Source organism: Curtobacterium sp. PhB146 (assembly GCF_004342995.1).
In the GTDB taxonomy this organism is placed as follows: domain Bacteria; phylum Actinomycetota; class Actinomycetes; order Actinomycetales; family Microbacteriaceae; genus Curtobacterium.
Genome location: NZ_SMBN01000003.1, coordinates 539,253 through 555,946 on the forward strand (window position 1 = coordinate 539,253; position 16,694 = coordinate 555,946).

Below are 16,694 nucleotides of genomic sequence, written 5' to 3' on the forward strand. Positions count from 1 at the left end.
CCCGCCAGCGTCATCGCGCCCCGAAGAGTCGGGGCGCTATGCCCGCCACGGGGCGCGCTCGCCGACGACGGTGCGACAACGACCGCGCCCGGCCCGGACTACGCCTGGTCGGCCCCGCCGCGGTCGCCGAGCGCGGCACGCAGCCGCGCCTCGGCGTCGTCGCCGGAGGCACCGGTCGCGCCGGCAGCCGCAGCGGCCTCGGCGTTCGCCTCGGCGACCGCCCGCACGACCTCTTCACGCTGGATCTTCACCCCGCGTGGTGCGTCGATGCCGATCCGGACGCCGTCGCCCCGGGCGTCGAGGACCGTGATGACGATGTCGTCACCGACGAGGATCCGCTCGCCGACCTTCCGCGTGAGTACCAGCACCCGCTCAGCCTAGCGACAGGACGGGGACCCCCAGCAGGTCGACGGACTCCGGCGTGGCGGTCTCCCCCGCGCCGATCGCGACGACACCGGCCACCGGCAGCCGTGCGGCCACCGCGGACACCATGGCCGCGGTGTCCTCGGGCTTCCGTCCGACGTCGACGACCACCCAGACCTGGTCGGCCTCGATCCCTTCGCCGGTCGCGCGGTCGTCCCACGCGGCGACGGCGAGCACCGCGTGGCCGTCGCGCACGCCGTCGGCGCGGGCGAGGATGGCGGACCGCCGGTCGGCGGCGTCGGTCGGCCGCAGCGCGTGCCGGACGGCGAACAGCCCGGCCGCCGCGTCGACGTCGTTCGCCCGGCCGACCAACAGGACCAGGTCACCGTCAGCAGACCGCACTGCCGGGACAGCAGATCGCACGGCAGGCGCCGTGGACCGGGCCGCGCGCCGGCCGGGCGCGACGTCGGCGACGGTGGTCGGGCCTCCTGGCAGGGTGTCGGTGACGGCCTGGAGGCGCGGGTCGACGTCCGCAGGCCCGTCCGCTCCGGGCAGTGCGCGCGTCGGGCGCGGGGCGCTCCCCGTGATCCCGTCCGCCACGAAGCCGTCGAGCACCGACGCGAACGCGTCGGCACGCGTGGCCTGGGTGCCGTCACCGCGCGCGATGCGGGCCTCGGCCGCGTCGGCGTCGGCGAGCAGCGCCGCGATGCCGATCCGCTGGACGGGTGAGTCGGCGATCACGACGCGTGCGGTCGGGGTCTCCCCCGGTTCCGGCACCTCGACGGTGGCCTCGACGTGCGCCTTGCGGAACAGCCCGCCGATGCCCGGCGTGGTGACCCGCTCGGCGGCGACGATCCTCGCGCCCGCGCCGAACTCGGTCCGGACGGCGTCGCGGACCTCGTCGAGCGTTGCGCCGTTACGCTGCAATCGGGTCGGCGGCACGGACGACTCCCACGGTCTCGATGGTGGAGCCCGCGGCGGTGGCCTCCTGGTACGACAGCACCGGGAGCCCGTTCGACTGGGCGGCGACCATGCGGTGCACGGCCGGGCGGAGCTGCGGGGCGCAGACGAGAACGGCGGACAGTCCCTGGTCCTCGATGCTGCGCACGGCATCGCGGACGGAGCCCAGGACCTGCTCGATGCGGTGGGCGTCGAGGACGATCTGGCTGCCCTGTTCGGATGGCCGCAGCCCCTCGAGCATCGACTGCTCGAGCAGCGGGTCGATCATGATGACGCGCAGGGTGCCCTGGTCGGTGTACCGGGCTGCGAGGGCGGGGCCGAGTGCGGCGCGGGCGGCCTCGACCAGCCCCTCGGGGTCGGTGGAGGCCTTGGCGCGCAGGGTCAGCGCCTCGCAGATCCGCCCGAGGTCGTTGATCGGCACGCGTTCGGCGAGCAGGCCCTGCAGCACGCGCTGGAGTTCGGCCATCGAGAGCATGCCCGGCACGAGTTCCTCGACCGCGGCGGGGTTGACCTGCTTGACGCCCTCGGTCAGGACCTTGACGTCCTCGCGGGTGAGCAGGCGAGCGGCGTTGTCACCGATGACGGCCTGCAGGTGCGTGACGAGCACGGACACCCGGTCGATGACGGTGGCGCCGGTCATCTCTGCGGCGTGCCGGAGTTCGGCGGGCACCCACTTGCCGGTCAGGCCGAACACGGGCTCGACGGTCGACGTGCCCGGCAGCCCGTCGAGGTGGTCGCCGAGGGCCAGGACGCTGCGGGCGGGTGCGGTGCCGCGGCCGGCCTCGACGCCGGCGATCCGGATGGCGTAGGTCGACGGCGGCAGGTCGATGCTGTCGCGGGTGCGGACCGGCGGCACGACGATGCCCATGTCGATCGCGATCTTGCGACGGAGGGCACGGACCCGGCCGAGCAGGTCGTCGGAGGCGCCGGACACCATGTCGACCAGGTCGGGCGCCAGCAGGATCTCGAGGGCGTGCACGCGCATCTGCTCGATGAGGTCCTCGGGGGTGTCGCCGGAGGGAGCGGCGGCTTCGAGGGCCTGCTGCTCGGCGGCGGCCGACTCGGCGTTCGCGGCGTTCCGGCCGATGCGCCACGCGGTGAACAGCAGGGTCGCACCGACGAGCAGGAAGGGCAGGATCGGCATGCCGGGGATGAACCCCATCGCGATCGCGGCGACGCCGGCGATCATCAGGGCGTTGCGCGACTGCGAGAGCTGGGTGGCGGCCGAGGCACCCATCTCGGACTCCGCGCCCGAGCGCGTGACGATCATGCCGGTGGAGACCGCCATGAGCAGGGCCGGGATCTGCGTGACGAGGCCGTCGCCGATCGTCAGGATGCCGTACTTCGACAGGGCGTCGGTGGCGGACAGCCCGTTCTGCAGCATGCCGATCGCGATGCCGCCGACCAGGTTGATGATGATGATCAGGATGCCGGCGATCGCGTCGCCCTTGACGAACTTCGAGGCGCCGTCCATCGCGCCGTAGAAGTCCGCCTCGGCGGAGACCGCGGCGCGGCGGTCCTTCGCCTGCTGGTCGGTGATGAGCCCCGCGTTCAGGTCGGCGTCGATCGCCATCTGCTTGCCGGGCATGGCGTCGAGGGTGAACCGTGCCCCGACCTCGGCGACGCGCTCGGCACCCTTCGTCACGACGACGAACTGGATGACGATGAGGATGAGGAAGATCACCGCGCCGATGATGATCGACCCGGACACGGCGACGTGGCCGAACGCCTGGATGACGTCGCCGGCGAAGCCCTCGCCGAGCACGAGCCGGGTCGACGCCACGTTCAGGCCGAGGCGGAACAGCGTCGCGACGAGCAGCAGCGACGGGAACACCGAGAAGTCGAGCGGCTTCTTCACGAACAGCGTCGTGAGCAGGATCACCAGCGCCAGCAGGATGTTGATGATGATCAGGAAGTCGAGCAGGAACGACGGCACCGGCAGGATCAGCAGCAGGATGATGCCGACGATGAACACCGGGACGACGAGCTTCGGCAGGTCCTTGCGGTTCATGCGGGGAGTCCTTCGGTCGGGGTCTCGGCGGTGCGCGGTGCGCGGAGCTTGCGGGGGCGGAGGTCACCGGTCAACGTGGCCGGGTCGATGACGCTCGCCACCTCGTCGGGCGTGGTCGGCCTCGGCGGTGCGTGGGTGCCGGCCGCTGCACCGCGGGCCTTCAGGGCCATCACGAACGACAGCACCCGGGCGACCGGCGTGTACAGGTCGACGGGGATCTCGTGCCCGAGCTCGCACGCGGCGTGCAGCGCTCTGGTGAGCGGGACGTCGCGCACGATCGGCACACGGTCCTCTTCCGCCCGGGCACGGATGACGTCGGCGACGGGCCCGGCGCCCTTCGCGACCACCCGGGGCGCGGCCTTGCCCGGCTCGTACTTGAGCGCGACGGCGTAGTGGGTCGGGTTCGTCATGACGACGTCCGCGGTGCCGACCGTCTGGATCATCCGGTTGCGGCTCATCGCGAGCTGGCGGGAGCGGCGCTGGCCCTTGACGAGCGGGTCGCCGTCGCTCTTCTTCTGCTCGTCCTTGACCTCGCGCTTGGTCATCATGGTGCGCTTGCGGTTGCGGCGGATGACCACGAGCACGTCGATCGCGGCGAGGACGAGCCCGGCCGCGATCGCGGCGCGGAGCAGGGTGCCCGCGCCGTCCGCTGCTGCCTCGAGCACGGCGGACAACGGCAGCGAGCCGCTGGTCATGAGCACGGGCATCAGGCCCTGCACGGCGAACCAGAGCACGAGCCCGACGACGGTGGTCTTCAGCAGCGCCTTCGCCCCGTTCCAGAGCGCCTGGACGCCGAACACGCGCTTCAGGCCCGCGATGGGGTCGAAGTGCGAGGCCTCGGGCGCGAGCTTCCGGATGTGCACCCCGCCCTGCGCGACGGCGGCCGCGGTGACGGCGACGAGCACCACCGCGAGCATCGGGCCGAGGGTCGCGCCGACGCTGGCCATCGCGTCGCCGAACACGTGGTTCATGGTGCCGATGGTCGGGTTCGCGATGACGGACTGCACGGCGACGAGCTGTGCCGTGCCGGCGGCCGCCGCGTTGCCGATCATCGACGGCACCATGAGGGCGACGACGGCGATGCCGATCCACGCACCGAGGTCCTGGGACCGGCCGAGCTGGCCCTTCCGGTGGACCTCCTGCATGCGCTTCTGGGTGGCCTTCTCGGACTTCTCACCACTGTCGGACACGGTGCCTCACCCCCGTCCCGTGATCGCCTGGACAGCGTCGCCGGTCAGCGACGACACCACCGAGGGCAGGGCCATGAAGAGCGCTCCGGCGAACAGGACGGTCAGCCCGATCTTGATCGGGAACCCCATCTGGAACGCGTTGAGGGCCGGTGCGACGCGGGTGAGCAGGCCGAGGCCGACGTCCGCAAGGAACAGCACGACCACCAGTGGTCCGGCGATCTGCAGCGTCGCCAGGAACATCTGCGACATCGCCGCCACGAGCAGGTGGGCCAGACCGTCGACCGCGAAGCTGCCGGTGAGGGGCACGGCGTCGAAGGACCGCACGAGTCCACCGACGATGAGCTGGTACCCGCCCGAGGTGAACAGGAGCGCGAGCGCCGCCATCTGGAACAGCCGGGTGAACTGGGCGCCGTTGACCTGCGACTGCGGGTCGAACGCCTGCGCGAGCGTGAACCCGCCGAACAGGTCGATGAGCGCACCGGCCGACTGCACCGCGGCGAACACCAGGAACACCAGGAAGCCGAGCGACAGCCCGACGACGAGCTGGGTGAGCAGCGCGAGCAGGAAGGGCCCGGTGTCGAGCGACTCGTAGCCGACGGCGACGCGCGGGGCGACGCCGATCGCCAGGCCGAGCCCGAGGATCACCTTCACGGTGCCGGGGAACGCCCGGTACGAGAACGGCGGCGCGATGACGAAGAACGCGACGAGCCGGACGCCGGCGAGCATGGTCGCCTCCAGACGGTCGGCGTTGATCGCGAGCTCCATCAGCCGCTGCCGAGGAGCTTCGGGATCATGTCGAAGGCGACGTGCGTGAACGCCACCATCTCCGAGATCATCCAGTTGCCGCAGACGACCAGGGCGATCGCGACGGCGACGGCCTTCGGCACGAACGAGAGCGTGACCTCCTGGATCTGGGTCACGGACTGGAACAGCGAGATCGCGAACCCGACGACGAGCGACGTGACGAGCACCGGAGCGGCGAGCTTGCCCGCGACCAGGAGCGCCTGGAGGACCAGGTCGATGACGGCCTGCTGGTTCATGCCCGCCCCCTAGACAACGTGGTAGCTCTCGATGAGCGACGTGATGATGAGGCCCCAGCCGTCGACCAGGACGAAGAGCAGGATCTTGAAGGGCAGCGAGATCATGACCGGCGGGAGCATCATCATGCCCATCGACATGAGTGCCGCCGAGACGACGAGGTCGATCACCAGGAACGGGATGAAGATGACGAACCCGATGATGAACGCGCTGCGGAGCTCCGAGATGATGAACGCCGGGATGACGGTCGTCATCGGCACGTCGGCCATCGACTTCGGGTTGTCGAGCCCGGCGGCGCGGGTGATCAGGGCGACGTCCTCGTCACGGGTCTGGTGCAGCATGAAGGTCCGCAAGGGTTTCGTGCCGATCTCGACGGCCTGGTCGAAGTCGAGGTGGCCGGCCAGGTAGGGCTGCAGGGCGTCGTCGTTGATGTGCCCGAGCACCGGCGCCATCACGAACAGCGACAGGAACAGCGCCAGGCCCGCGATCACCTGGTTCGGCGGGATCGACTGCAGTCCGAGCGCGTTCCGGGTCATCGCGAGGACGACGAAGATCTTCGTGAACGACGTCATCATCAGCATGAGCGCCGGGGCGACGCTGAGCAGCGTGATGCCGATGAGCGTCACGACAGCCGACGACGGGGTGCCGTCCGGACCGTTCACGCTGACGCTGAAGTCGCCGTTCGCGGGAGCGGTCGGCGTCGCGGGGGCGGTCGGTTCGACGACGCCGGCAGCGTGGGCACCGGTCGCGGTGAGCATGAGGAAGCCGGCGACGACCGCCAGCCCGAGCAGGACGAGGGCGGCGGTGCGTCCGGTGCGGACCGCGGTCACCCGGCGCGCCGGTTCCGCAGGGCGGCGGCCGCCTGCCGCCAGGTGTCGACCGACAGGATCGAGCCCTGCAGCTGCTGCGCGGTCGGCACCGTGGTGCGCTGCGGACGACGGTTGCGCGGGCGCATCGGCAGCGGCGTCGCCGCGTCGGCCGGGAGGGACGTGGTCGCGTCCGCCTGCAGCGCCAGTTCCTGACCGAACACGTCGGCCGACGGGGCGGGACGCACGGGCAGCTGCACGGGTCCGGTCACGATGGTGAGCTCCGGAGCGGGCGCTTGCCCGCTCGTCAACAGGCTGACGCCCTGCTCGGAGACCCCGAGCACCAGGCGCTCCCCCTCGACGTCCACCACCACGACGCTCGCCTTGCCGCCGAGGCCCTGGCGACCGACGACCTCGACGGTCGCCGCACGGCGCCCGGAGGTCTTGCCGGCGAAGCGCTTCTTGCTGGCACGGTGCAGCACCCACATGAGGGCGAGCACGACGCCGAGCGACAGCGCGACGCGGAGCGTGATGAGGAGGGTGTCCACGCGGGGCTCAGAGCGATTCGGCGACGTCGAGGATGCGGGTGATCCGGACGGCGTAGTCCTGGTCGACGACGACGACCTCGCCGTGCGCGATGAGACGACCGTTCAGCAGGACGTCGGCGGGCGCACCGGCGCTGCGGTCGAGTTCGACGACCGCGCCGGGCTCCATGCCGAGCACGTCGCGGACCGACATGCGGGTGCGACCGATCTCCACGGTCAGGGTCATCTCGACGTTGTTGATGCGGCCGAGGTTGCCGGCGGGCACCCCGACGGGTGCGGCGGCCGAGACCGTGCCGTGCTCGCGCACGCGGATGCCGAACCAGCCGCTCGGGACACCACCGGCGGTCAGCTCGAACACCACCGTGTCGGGGTCGGCCAACAGCGCCGCCGCCGACTCGCGGCTCGCCTCGCCGAGGACCCCCACGCCGAGCACCGACGCGGCGGCCTCGAGCGACGGACGCAGCACGTCGGTGACGGCCACGATTCCGTGGTCGGTGCCGCCGGCCGCGATCACGGCCTCCAGGTCGGTGAGCACGAGGGCCAGATCGGCCGACAGGCCGCCGACGAACGACGCGACCACGGCGTCGGTCGCCGCTTCGAGCACGACCCGGGTCGCGCCTCCCGGCAGCAGCAGCGCACCCAGCGGGACGGCCGTCGGCAGCTGCGCCGCGAGCGACTCGGCCGCGGTGGTCTGGAGGGTGGTCGTTTCGGTCATCAGTGCTGCTCCGTGCTCGTGGTGGTGACGACGATGCCGGCGAGGCGCGAGCCGTTCGCGCCGACCGCGGCGGTGCCGACGGGTTCACCGTCGACCGCGATGGTGAGGGGGCGGTGCTGCGGGTGCGGCAGCGGCAGGACGTCGCCGACCGCGAGCCGGAGCACCTGCGTCGGCAGGACCGTCGCCGGCGCGAAGCGCAGGCTGACCCCGACGGGGACGCCCGCGAGCTGCGCGTCGAGCAGGGCCTGGGCGTCAGCGGGCGACACGTGCGCGGCGGCCTCACCGAGCTGCGGCAGCACGGCCTCGGCCGGCAGCGCGAGCGTGCCGGGGGCGACGCGGTCGCCGACGCGGATCGAGAACGCCGCGACGATCATCAGGTCGCCCTTCTGGGCGGCCTGGGCGAACTGCGAGTTGAACTGGAAGCCACCAGCCGTGACGTCGTGCGCGAGCAACCCGCCGAACGAGTAGCGGAGGTCGTCGAGGGCGTCCTCGACGATCTTGCGCACGAGGGCCTGCTCGATGGGCGTGAAGGTGCGCTCCGGGGTCGGCAGCGGCTTCGACGCGCCGAGGGCGTGCGAGACCCAGGTCAGCGCGGCGTCGAGCGGGACCTGCAGGACGCCCTTCGGGACGACGTCCGCGATCGGCAGCAGCACCATGCCGGTGAGCGCGGGCAGCGAGGCCGCGTACTCGTCGTACGTCACCATCTGCACCTGCTCGCAGGTGACCTGGCTGACGGCGCGCACCTTCGCGGTGAGCTGCGTGCCCCACTGCCGCGCGAAGGTCTCGAACGCGAGCTCGAGGACCCGGGCGTGCTCGCGGGCGAGCGTCGACGGGCGCGCGAAGTCGTACACCTCGGGCGCTGGCAGGGTCTCGGTCACGGGTGCGTCTATCGGTCGCCTGTGCGGCACCCGTCAGTGCTGTACCCCGTACTGGGGATGCGGGGTCTCCAGCCCCGTCGGTCGTGCGTCAGCCCTGGCGTGCTCCGTCCTGCGCCTTCGCCAGCGCCGGCATCAGCGCGCTGACGTCCTGGTCGGCGTTCGACAGGACCACGATGTCGACCCGTCGGTTCAGGGCGAGGTCCTGGTCGGTCCCGCCCTTCGCGAGCGGCCGGCTCGACCCGAAGCCGACGCTCTGCACGTGGTCGCCCGGCATCCCGCCACGCTCGACGAGGTCGCGCAGCACCCCCGTCGCCCGGGCTGCGCTGAGCTCCCAGTTGGTGGCGTACGGCGCCGTCGAGTTCCGCTGGTCGGCGTGCCCCTCGACGCTGACGTCGTGGTGGCTCGTCTGCAGGACCGGTGCGATCGCGTCCATGATCGACCTCGCCTGGTCGGACAGGTCGGCGCTGTTCGTGCCGAAGTAGGTCTCACTGCCGACGAGGCGGACGATCAGACCACGGGCGTCGACGGTGAACTGCACGTTCGCGGTCTGGCCGGCCTTCGCGAGGTTCTGCTTGATCGCCTGCTCGATCGCGGTGAGGTCGTCGAGCTCCTTCTGGGCGTCGGCGAGGTCCTGCTTCGTCGCGGTCACCGGCACGACGGTCGACGCGGGGTCGACGTTGGTGTCCTTCGTGCCGGACGACGCCGTCGAGTGGTCGGCCTGCGACTTGTCGGTGGAGTACCCGGAACCGTCCTCCACCTGGTCCTTCGTCACCACCGTGCCGCTGGCGGTGTCGACCTTCTGCGACTTGACCTCGCCGAAGCCGGTCGCCAGGGAGTTCTTCAGGGCGATGTACTTCTCCTGGTCGACCGTCGACATGGCGAACAGCACCAGGAACATGCACATCAGCACCGTGATCATGTCCATGTACGACGCCATCCAGCGCTCGTCGGGGTGCTCGGCCTCGTCGTGGCCCTTCTTCGCACGACCGCGGCCACGGCCACGGGGGTTGGCGCTCATCGTCAGGCCGCCAGCTGTTGGTCGTCGGCGTCGGCGTCTTGCTTGTTCTTGCCGGCCTTGCTCTTCGAGGTGTCGGTGCGCGCTGCCGGCGGCACCATCGCCTTGAGGCGTTCACCGAGCAGGCGGGGCTGGCTGCCGGCCTGGACCGCGAGCAGCCCTTCCATCAGGAGCGTCTGGCGGTCCGACTCGAGCTGTGCGAGCTTCCGGAGCTTGCCGCCGATCGGCAGCCACATGAAGTTCGCGGTGAGCAGGCCCCACAGGGTCGCGACGAACGCGCTCGCGATGAGGGGACCGAGCTCGTCGGGCTTGCCGAGGTTCGCGAGCACGTGGGTCAGGGACACGACGGTGCCGATGATGCCGACCGTCGGGGCGAAGCCGCCGAGTCCCATGAAGAACGCACTCGCACTGCGCGTGGGGGCCGCGTTCGACTCGATCTCGTCCTCGAGCAGGATCCGCAGCTCGTCACCGTCGGTGCCGTCCGCGATGTTCTGCAACGCCTTCTTCATGAACGGGTCGTCGTGCTTGTCGGCCTCCTGCTCGAGGGCGAGCAGACCGTTCGACCGAGCCGTCTCCGCCAGGCCCACGACGTCGTCGATGACCGACTGCGGCGGCGTGACCTTGCCGGTGAACGCCTTCGGGACGGCCTTGAAGCTCGCGATGGCGTCCTTCAGCGTGGTGCTCGCGATCCCGCAGCCGATGGTCGCACCGAACACGAGCAGCATCGGCGCGGGCAGGAACAGCCCGGCGAGCTCGACGTGCTCCATCTCGACCATGCCGAACAGGGCGCCGAAGGCGAGCAGGATCCCGATGATCGTCGCGATGTCCACGTCAGCGTCCCCCGTCCTGCGTGCGGAGGGGTGCGACCGCAGCGAGCGTCGGCTGGGGGCCGGTGGCGTTCCGCGTGTTCGGCAGGTCGGTGCCGTAGGCCATGCCGACGATGCGGGCGCGGTACGCGGCGATCAGGTCGATGACGTCGGCCATGGACTCGCGGACGATGTACTTCGCCCCGTCGACCATGATGAGCGTCGTGTCCGGCGTCTCGTGGATGCGCTCCACGAGGTCGGGGTTGACAGCGAATGCGCTGCCGTTGAGTCGTGTGACGACGATCATGGCCCGTCCTGGTTCTCGATCGTCCCGCCGCCGTCCGTGGGGCGGGATGCCGCCCGTCCGTGGGCCTGCACGGAGGTCTATCGGCGGGTGGGGCCGGGGCGTTAGCAGCGGTCTGGCGGCGGCTCGGCTGATCCGCACGGATCCGGTGCATCCGATCGGGGTCCACGGCAGGTAGTGGGGGTACGACGTCGATGACGACGCCGTCCGCTCCGGCCCGGACCGGCCCGAAGGAGAACGCCATGCGCAAGACACTCGTCACCGGCCTGAGCGCCGGTGTGCTGTTCGCGGCCGCCGCGGTCGTACTGCCCGCCACCGCCGCGACCGCCGCCACCGGTGAGGCGACACTCTCGGTCCTCCACGCCGTCCCGGACGTCACCGTGGACGTGTACCTCGACGGGAAGCGGGCGATCGACGACTTCACTCCCGGCACCCTCGCCGGTCCGATGATGGTGCCGGCAGGTGCACACCAACTCGCCATCACCGCCTCGGACGCCGCCGACGCGTCGAAGCCGATCATCGGACCGGCGGACGTCTCGTTCGACGCGGGCGGCAACTACACCGCGGTCGCACACGACGCGGCGGACGGATCACCGACCGCCACGGTGTTCACCAACGACACCTCCGCCGTGCCCGCCGGCCAGGGGCGTCTCGTCGTCCGGCACGTCGCGGCCGCACCCGCGGTCGACGTCCTCGCCGGCGGGAAGGCCGTCGTCACGAACCTGTCGAACCCGGACGAGCAGGCACTGGAACTGGCGGCCGGCACGGTCTCGGCGACCGTCGCCGCGACCGGGACGACCGACCCCGTGATCGGCCCGGCAGACGTCGCGGTCACGGCCGGCGCCGACACCATCGTGTACGCGTGGGGCAGCCTGGACGACTCGAACCTCGCGCTCGCCACGCAGACGATCTCGGACCTCGGTGGCACGCCGAACGGTGTCCCCGCCGGCAACGCGGGTCTGGTGGCCACGAACGGTCAGGACTCCCTGCCGCTCGTCGGTGGTGCTGCAGCGGCCCTGGCCGCAGCCGCCGCGATCGGTGCCGTGCTGCTCCGTCGACGCACCGCAGCGGCCCGCCGCTGAACGTGCGGTTCCCAGTGCGGTCCGTCACGGTGACGGCCATCGTCGTCGCCGTGGCGGTCGCATCCCTGACCGGGTGCTCGTCGGCCGGATACGCCCCCGACGGGCAGCCGCCCGCCCTGCCGACGAGCACCCCCACTCCGGTCCCGACGGCGTTCTCGACCGCGGTGCCGCAGCAGGCAGCCACCATCCCCCCGGTCCGGCGCGCACCGGCTCCGACCGGCATCGTCGTCGACCACGACGGCATCAGCGCCCCCGTCCAGCCCGAGGGCGTCGACGGCAGCGGGGCGATGGGCCTCCCGCCCGACCCCGCGACCGCCGGGTGGTACCGGTTCGGCCCAGCGCCGTCGTCACCGGAGGGCACCGTCGTGCTCGCCGCCCACGTCGACGCCGTCGGGTACGGTATCGGACCCTTCGCCCGGCTCCGGGACGTCCCCCGCGGGACGACGGTCACCCTCACCGACGCTGCCGGTGCCGACACCCGGTGGCGGATCGACTCCGTCAGCACGCTCGAGAAGCAGGGCCTCCCCTGGGGAGACGTGTTCCGCGACGACGGACCGCGCCGACTCGTCCTGGTCACGTGCGGCGGCCGGTTCGACACGAGCACCGGACACTACGAGAGCAACCTCGTCGTCACCGCGGCACCGATCTGACCGAGGCGACCGACGGCCGCTTACGATCAGGTCGTGGTCGACGACGACCGCACCAGCGACAGGAAGACGTGACGACCATCCTCCCGGACGACGGCGAACTCTCCGACGCGTTCAGCGCCGGGGGCGAGCGCGCCCTGCGCGCCGTCTACGAACGCTGGTCGTCGCTCGTGTACTCCTTGGCCCTGCGGGCGCTGTCGGACCCGGCAGCCGCGGAGGACGTCACGCAGCAGGTCTTCGTGAAGGCCTGGCAGCGGAGCGCCAGCTACGACCCTGCCAGGGGTCCGCTCGGCGCCTGGCTGGTCGGCATCACCCGCAACTGCATCGTCGACGCCCTGAACGATCGCCGTCGGCACGCCAGCGCAGCCGACCCCGAAGTCGTCGAAGCGACGACGCCCGCACCGGAACCGGCGTTCGACCTGGCGGAGCGCGCACTGGTCGCGGGCGAGCTCGACCGACTCGACGAGACACCGAGACGAGTGATGCGACTGGCGTTCTACGACGACCTCAGCCATCGTGAGATCGCCGAACGGCTCGACCTGCCGCTGGGCACCGTGAAGAGCCACATCCACCGGAGTCTGGCTCGGCTCCGAACACGTCTGGAGGTGATCGAATGAAGCACGTCGACGACGAGACCCTGGCGATGCTCGCGGTCTCCGACCAGGTGGCTGAGGACGACGTCGCCGAACACCTGGCGTCCTGCGCCCGGTGCCGCGACGAGGTCGCCGTGCTGCAGCGGGTCGCCGCCGTCACGCGGGCGTCCGACGACCTCGAGCTCATCGCGCCACCGGACCACGTGTGGGACCGGATCGCGGCCGAGATCGCGCAGACGCCGCAGCAGGTGACCGCCCCCGTCGACCCGCGGTCCCACGTCGTGTCCCGTCGACCCCGGTCGGCCACGCGTCTTCGTCGTCTCGTGACGGTCCTGATCGCGGGTGCCGGCGTCCTCGCGGTCGTCCTGGGCATCGGCGTGGCGACCGGCGTCGTCCCCGGGTTGCCCCGTGGGGGCACCGAGACCGTCCTCGCGAACACCGAACTCGCGGCGCTCCCCGGCTGGTCCGGCACGTCCGGTACCGCCGAACTCGAACGCGACCGGGACGGGCGGGTGACGCTCGCGGTCGACCTGCACGGTGAACGCGGTCGATCCGGTACCGGTCCGCTCCGCGAGGTCTGGATGATGCGGTCCGACCTCGCCGGCCTGGTGAGCGTCGGCTACCTGGACGGCGACCGCGGCACCTTCACCGTGCCCGCCGACCTGGACACCGCGCGGTTCCCCGTGGTCGACGTCTCCGCCGAAGCGGACGACGGCGACCCGGCGCACTCCGGCGACTCGATCGTGCGCGGGACGCTGACCGATCCCTGAGCGTCTTCGTCCCCCGAATTCTCAGCTGTGACGTATTCGAGACCTCGGGGCGCGCAACGGGTGTCGTTCTCCAGTCGTTTTATCTCATGAGCGTGTTACGTTGGCGCCATGTCCGACACCACCACCGTCGTCTCGCCGGCCACCCCGGCATCCGCCGCCCCGCTCCGCGAGGTCGGTGCCCTCATCCGGGGCGCCCGCAAGGGCCGCAGCATGACCCAGGCGCAGCTCGCCGAACGCGTCGGCACCAGCCAGAGCGCGATCAACCGCATCGAACAGGGCGGCCAGAACCTGTCCCTCGAGATGCTCACCCGCATCAGCGACGCCCTCGACCAGCAGATCGTCTCGATCGGCGGCGCCCCGCAGCGTGCCCACCTGCGCGTGCAGGGCGGCCGGAAGCTCAGCGGCTCCATCGCCGTCAACTCGAGCAAGAACGCTGCCGTCGCGCTGCTCTGCGCCTCGCTGCTCAACCGCGGCGTCACCCGCCTGCACAAGGTCGCCAGGATCGTCGAGGTCGACCGGATCATCGACGTCCTCCGCAGCCTCGGCGCGAGCGTCACGTGGTCCGAGGACGGCGAGACCCTCGAGATCGTCGCACCGTCCGACCTGCACCTCGACGCGATCGACGCCGACGCCGCCCGCCGCACCCGCAGCGTCCTGATGTTCCTCGGTCCGCTCAGCGGCCGGTACGAGTCCTTCCGGCTCCCGTACGCCGGTGGCTGCGACCTCGGCACCCGCACGGTCGAGCCGCACCTCATCGCGCTGCGCCCCTTCGGCGTCGACGTCGAGGCGACCTCCGGCTGGTACGAGGTCGGCGTCGCGAACCAGGACGTCCCCACGAAGTCCGTCGTCCTCACCGAGCGCGGCGACACCGTCACCGAGAACGCGATCCTCGCCGCGGCCGCCCGCGACGGCGAGACCGTCATCCGCAACGCCAGCCCCAACTACATGGTGCAGGACCTCTGCTTCTTCCTCGAGCTGCTCGGGGTGCAGGTCGAGGGCATCGGCACCACGACGCTCCGCATCACCGGCAAGAGCCGCATCGACGAGGTCGTGGACTACTGGCCGAGCGAGGACCCGGTCGAGGCCATGAGCCTGCTGACCGCCGGCATCGTCACCGACTCCACGCTCACCGTCACCCGAGCGCCGATCGAGTTCCTCGAGATCGAGCTCGCGACCCTGGCCGAGATGGGCCTGCGGTTCGACGTCACCGACGAGTACCCCGCCGCGAACGGCCGCACCCGCCTGGTCGACATCACCGTGCACCCGTCCGAGCTGCACGCCCCGATCGACAAGATCCACGCGATGCCGTTCCCCGGGCTGAACATCGACAACCTGCCGTTCTTCGTGGTCATCGCCGCGATGGCCGAGGGCACCACGCTCGTGCACGACTGGGTCTACGAGGGCCGGGCGATCCACCTGCTCGACCTGACCCGCCTCGGCGCGAGCGTCACCCTGCGCGACCCGCACCGCCTCGACGTCACCGGTCCGACGCACTTCTCCGGTGCCGAGATCAGCTGCCCGCCGGCCCTCCGCCCCGCGGTGGTCATCCTGCTGGCGATGCTCGCGGCGAAGGGCGAGAGCGTCCTGCGCAACGTGGGCATCATCGCCCGCGGCTACGAGCAGCTGCAGGAACGGCTGAACTCCCTCGGCGCGTCCATCGAGACCTTCCACGACTGAGGCGACCGCCTGCCCGCGTGACCCGACGGCCCGTCCCCGCAAGTGGGGACGGGCCGTCACCCGTTCTGCGCGGATCGACCCGTGCCTCCAGGCTGATGCGCAGGAGCGCTCCACCACCCATCCAGGCGACCGGTGCTGGATGGGGTGATGGCCACGAGATCGCTCTTGACCGTCCCCCTGTCCATCACCGTCGCGGCCGCCGCGGCGGCCTGGTTCGTCCTCGGCCCCGCCGCCGCGCTGGCGTTCGTCGCGCTCGCGCTCCTCGAGATCGCGATGGCCGCCGACTCGTCGGTGCCGATGGCCGGCATCGCGGGACGGCTGCACTCCCCCGCCCGGCGCCTGTTCCTGTCGCTCGGGATCGTCGCAGGCGTCCTCGCGATGCGGCTGCTCCTGCCGCCGGCTGCCGTCGCGGTCGGCGACGCGACCGACCCCGCGAGCTCCGTGCAGGAAGCCGTCTTCGCCCCCGGCTCGTTCTCGGCGCACCTCGCCGAGGTGCGCCCCGCCCTCGCCGCCTTCGGCGCCGCCTTCATCTGGCTCGTGTTCGCCGAGTACCTGTTCAACACCGACCGTGCGTCGCGCAGGTCCTGGCTGGGCCGCCTGGAGGCCCGGCTCGCCGCCGTCGCGCGTCCTCGCGTCTGGTCCCTGGTCACCGCTGCGACGGGGGTCGCCGTCACGGCCGTCCTCGTCGGCGTCGACCGCGCATGGTCGCCGGGTGCCCTGCTGCCGGTCGTGCTCGGCGGTGCGGCGGGCATCGTCGCGTACCTCGGGTCGAAGCGCGTCGCCGCCTGGGCGCTCGACGGGGTCGGCTCGGACACCGCGTCGATCGGGGTCGGGCGGGGTGCCTGGCGGATCCACGCCCACGCGTCGACCGTCGTGTTCGAGCGGGGGCTCGTGGTGTTCATGCTGTTCGAGATCCTGGACGGCGTGTACAGCCTGTCCGGGTCCGGGACCCTCGGCGCCGACGGCCTCGGAGCGCTCGAACAGGCGGCGGTCGCGGTGGCGGCGATCGGCGTCGGTGCCGTGTTCCTGGCGCGGTTGACCTCACGGTTGGACGAGGCCGCGGGACTGAAGCGGCTGCGGTACCTGAAGGCCGGGGCGGCGTACGTGCTCGGAGTGCTCGCGGTGCTGCTGTGGGCGAGCCTGCTCGTGCCGATCCCCGGGGTCGTCGTCGCCTGGTTCGGCAGCGTGGTGATCGGTTCGGCGCTCGCGAGCTCGTTGCCGTGGCGGGCGTGGTGGCGGCGGGTGGCGCGGGGGTCCGCGAGGTCGCGCAGCAGCAGCGGCCTCGCTCCGTGAG

At 71.7% G+C, this 16,694-nt stretch carries 19 protein-coding genes; 6 read left to right on the top strand and 13 right to left on the bottom strand.

Going from position 1 to position 16,694, the window contains the following annotated elements; translation table 11 throughout:
* Positions 1–98: 98 nt before the first annotated feature.
* The 13 genes from csrA to EDF33_RS14685 form a co-directional block, all read right to left on the bottom strand.
* Positions 99–368: a carbon storage regulator CsrA gene (gene csrA / locus EDF33_RS14625; protein WP_132100402.1), complete on the bottom strand. Its 270-nt coding sequence runs from the start codon at positions 366–368 to the stop codon at positions 99–101.
* Positions 369–372: 4 nt separating this feature from the next.
* Positions 373–1,305, bottom strand: coding sequence for a hypothetical protein (locus EDF33_RS14630; RefSeq protein WP_132100403.1), 933 nt, complete (start codon positions 1,303–1,305; stop codon positions 373–375).
* On the bottom strand, positions 1,280–3,334 hold the full coding sequence (locus EDF33_RS14635) for a flagellar biosynthesis protein FlhA (RefSeq protein WP_132100404.1): 2,055 nt from the start codon (positions 3,332–3,334) through the stop codon (positions 1,280–1,282). The genes EDF33_RS14630 and EDF33_RS14635 overlap by 26 nt, the downstream gene beginning before the upstream one ends.
* On the bottom strand, positions 3,331–4,524 hold the full coding sequence (locus EDF33_RS14640) for an EscU/YscU/HrcU family type III secretion system export apparatus switch protein (RefSeq protein ID WP_132100405.1): 1,194 nt from the start codon (positions 4,522–4,524) through the stop codon (positions 3,331–3,333). The genes EDF33_RS14635 and EDF33_RS14640 overlap by 4 nt, the downstream gene beginning before the upstream one ends.
* A 6-nt stretch (positions 4,525–4,530) precedes the next feature.
* On the bottom strand, positions 4,531–5,289 hold the full coding sequence (locus EDF33_RS14645; RefSeq protein ID WP_123339580.1) for a flagellar biosynthetic protein FliR: 759 nt from the start codon (positions 5,287–5,289) through the stop codon (positions 4,531–4,533).
* Entirely contained in the window at positions 5,289–5,564 is a 276-nt protein-coding gene (gene fliQ / locus EDF33_RS14650; RefSeq protein ID WP_111084131.1) for a flagellar biosynthesis protein FliQ, read from the bottom strand. Before fliQ ends, EDF33_RS14645 begins: the two co-directional genes overlap by 1 nt.
* Positions 5,565–5,573: 9 nt before the next feature.
* On the bottom strand, positions 5,574–6,320 hold the full coding sequence (fliP, locus tag EDF33_RS14655; RefSeq protein WP_243692464.1) for a flagellar type III secretion system pore protein FliP: 747 nt from the start codon (positions 6,318–6,320) through the stop codon (positions 5,574–5,576).
* A gap of 68 nt (positions 6,321–6,388) precedes the next feature.
* Positions 6,389–6,916: a flagellar biosynthetic protein FliO gene (locus EDF33_RS14660; protein ID WP_132100407.1), complete on the bottom strand. Its 528-nt coding sequence runs from the start codon at positions 6,914–6,916 to the stop codon at positions 6,389–6,391.
* A gap of 7 nt (positions 6,917–6,923) precedes the next feature.
* Positions 6,924–7,628 carry a flagellar motor switch protein FliN gene (fliN, locus tag EDF33_RS14665; protein WP_132100408.1) on the bottom strand — a complete coding sequence of 235 codons (705 nt, stop codon included), beginning with the start codon at positions 7,626–7,628 and terminating at the stop codon, positions 6,924–6,926.
* The gene (locus tag EDF33_RS14670) at positions 7,628–8,506 is read right to left on the bottom strand and encodes a flagellar motor switch protein FliM (RefSeq protein ID WP_123292756.1); all 879 of its coding nucleotides are present in this window, start codon (positions 8,504–8,506) and stop codon (positions 7,628–7,630) included. The genes fliN and EDF33_RS14670 overlap by 1 nt, the downstream gene beginning before the upstream one ends.
* 88 nt (positions 8,507–8,594) lie before the next feature.
* Positions 8,595–9,524 carry a flagellar motor protein MotB gene (locus EDF33_RS14675; RefSeq protein WP_132100409.1) on the bottom strand — a complete coding sequence of 310 codons (930 nt, stop codon included), beginning with the start codon at positions 9,522–9,524 and terminating at the stop codon, positions 8,595–8,597.
* Positions 9,525–9,526: 2 nt separating this feature from the next.
* Positions 9,527–10,351, bottom strand: coding sequence for a MotA/TolQ/ExbB proton channel family protein (locus tag EDF33_RS14680; protein ID WP_123339575.1), 825 nt, complete (start codon positions 10,349–10,351; stop codon positions 9,527–9,529).
* A 1-nt stretch (position 10,352) separates the two neighbouring features.
* Complete coding sequence (locus EDF33_RS14685; protein WP_123938088.1) at positions 10,353–10,634, bottom strand: flagellar FlbD family protein; 282 nt, start codon at positions 10,632–10,634, stop codon at positions 10,353–10,355.
* Positions 10,635–10,873: 239 nt separating this feature from the next.
* Between EDF33_RS14685 and EDF33_RS14690 the strand changes: the two genes are divergently transcribed.
* The 6 genes from EDF33_RS14690 to EDF33_RS14715 all read left to right on the top strand — a co-directional run bounded on the left by EDF33_RS14690 (position 10,874) and on the right by EDF33_RS14715 (position 16,693).
* Positions 10,874–11,713 (top strand): DUF4397 domain-containing protein, encoded by an 840-nt coding sequence (locus tag EDF33_RS14690; protein ID WP_131879985.1) that lies wholly within the window; start codon positions 10,874–10,876, stop codon positions 11,711–11,713.
* Positions 11,714–11,763: 50 nt separating this feature from the next.
* Positions 11,764–12,363, top strand: coding sequence for a class F sortase (locus EDF33_RS14695; protein ID WP_132100410.1), 600 nt, complete (start codon positions 11,764–11,766; stop codon positions 12,361–12,363).
* Positions 12,364–12,431: 68 nt separating this feature from the next.
* Positions 12,432–12,977 (top strand): sigma-70 family RNA polymerase sigma factor, encoded by a 546-nt coding sequence (locus EDF33_RS14700; protein ID WP_131879981.1) that lies wholly within the window; start codon positions 12,432–12,434, stop codon positions 12,975–12,977.
* On the top strand, positions 12,974–13,723 hold the full coding sequence (locus tag EDF33_RS14705) for an anti-sigma factor (protein WP_132100411.1): 750 nt from the start codon (positions 12,974–12,976) through the stop codon (positions 13,721–13,723). Before EDF33_RS14700 ends, EDF33_RS14705 begins: the two co-directional genes overlap by 4 nt.
* A gap of 108 nt (positions 13,724–13,831) precedes the next feature.
* A complete protein-coding gene (locus EDF33_RS14710; protein ID WP_185002989.1) occupies positions 13,832–15,400 on the top strand; it encodes a UDP-N-acetylglucosamine 1-carboxyvinyltransferase in 1,569 nt (522 codons plus the stop codon).
* A gap of 147 nt (positions 15,401–15,547) precedes the next feature.
* Positions 15,548–16,693: a DUF475 domain-containing protein gene (locus EDF33_RS14715; protein ID WP_131879978.1), complete on the top strand. Its 1,146-nt coding sequence runs from the start codon at positions 15,548–15,550 to the stop codon at positions 16,691–16,693.
* The last annotated feature ends 1 nt before the right edge of the window (position 16,694 follow it).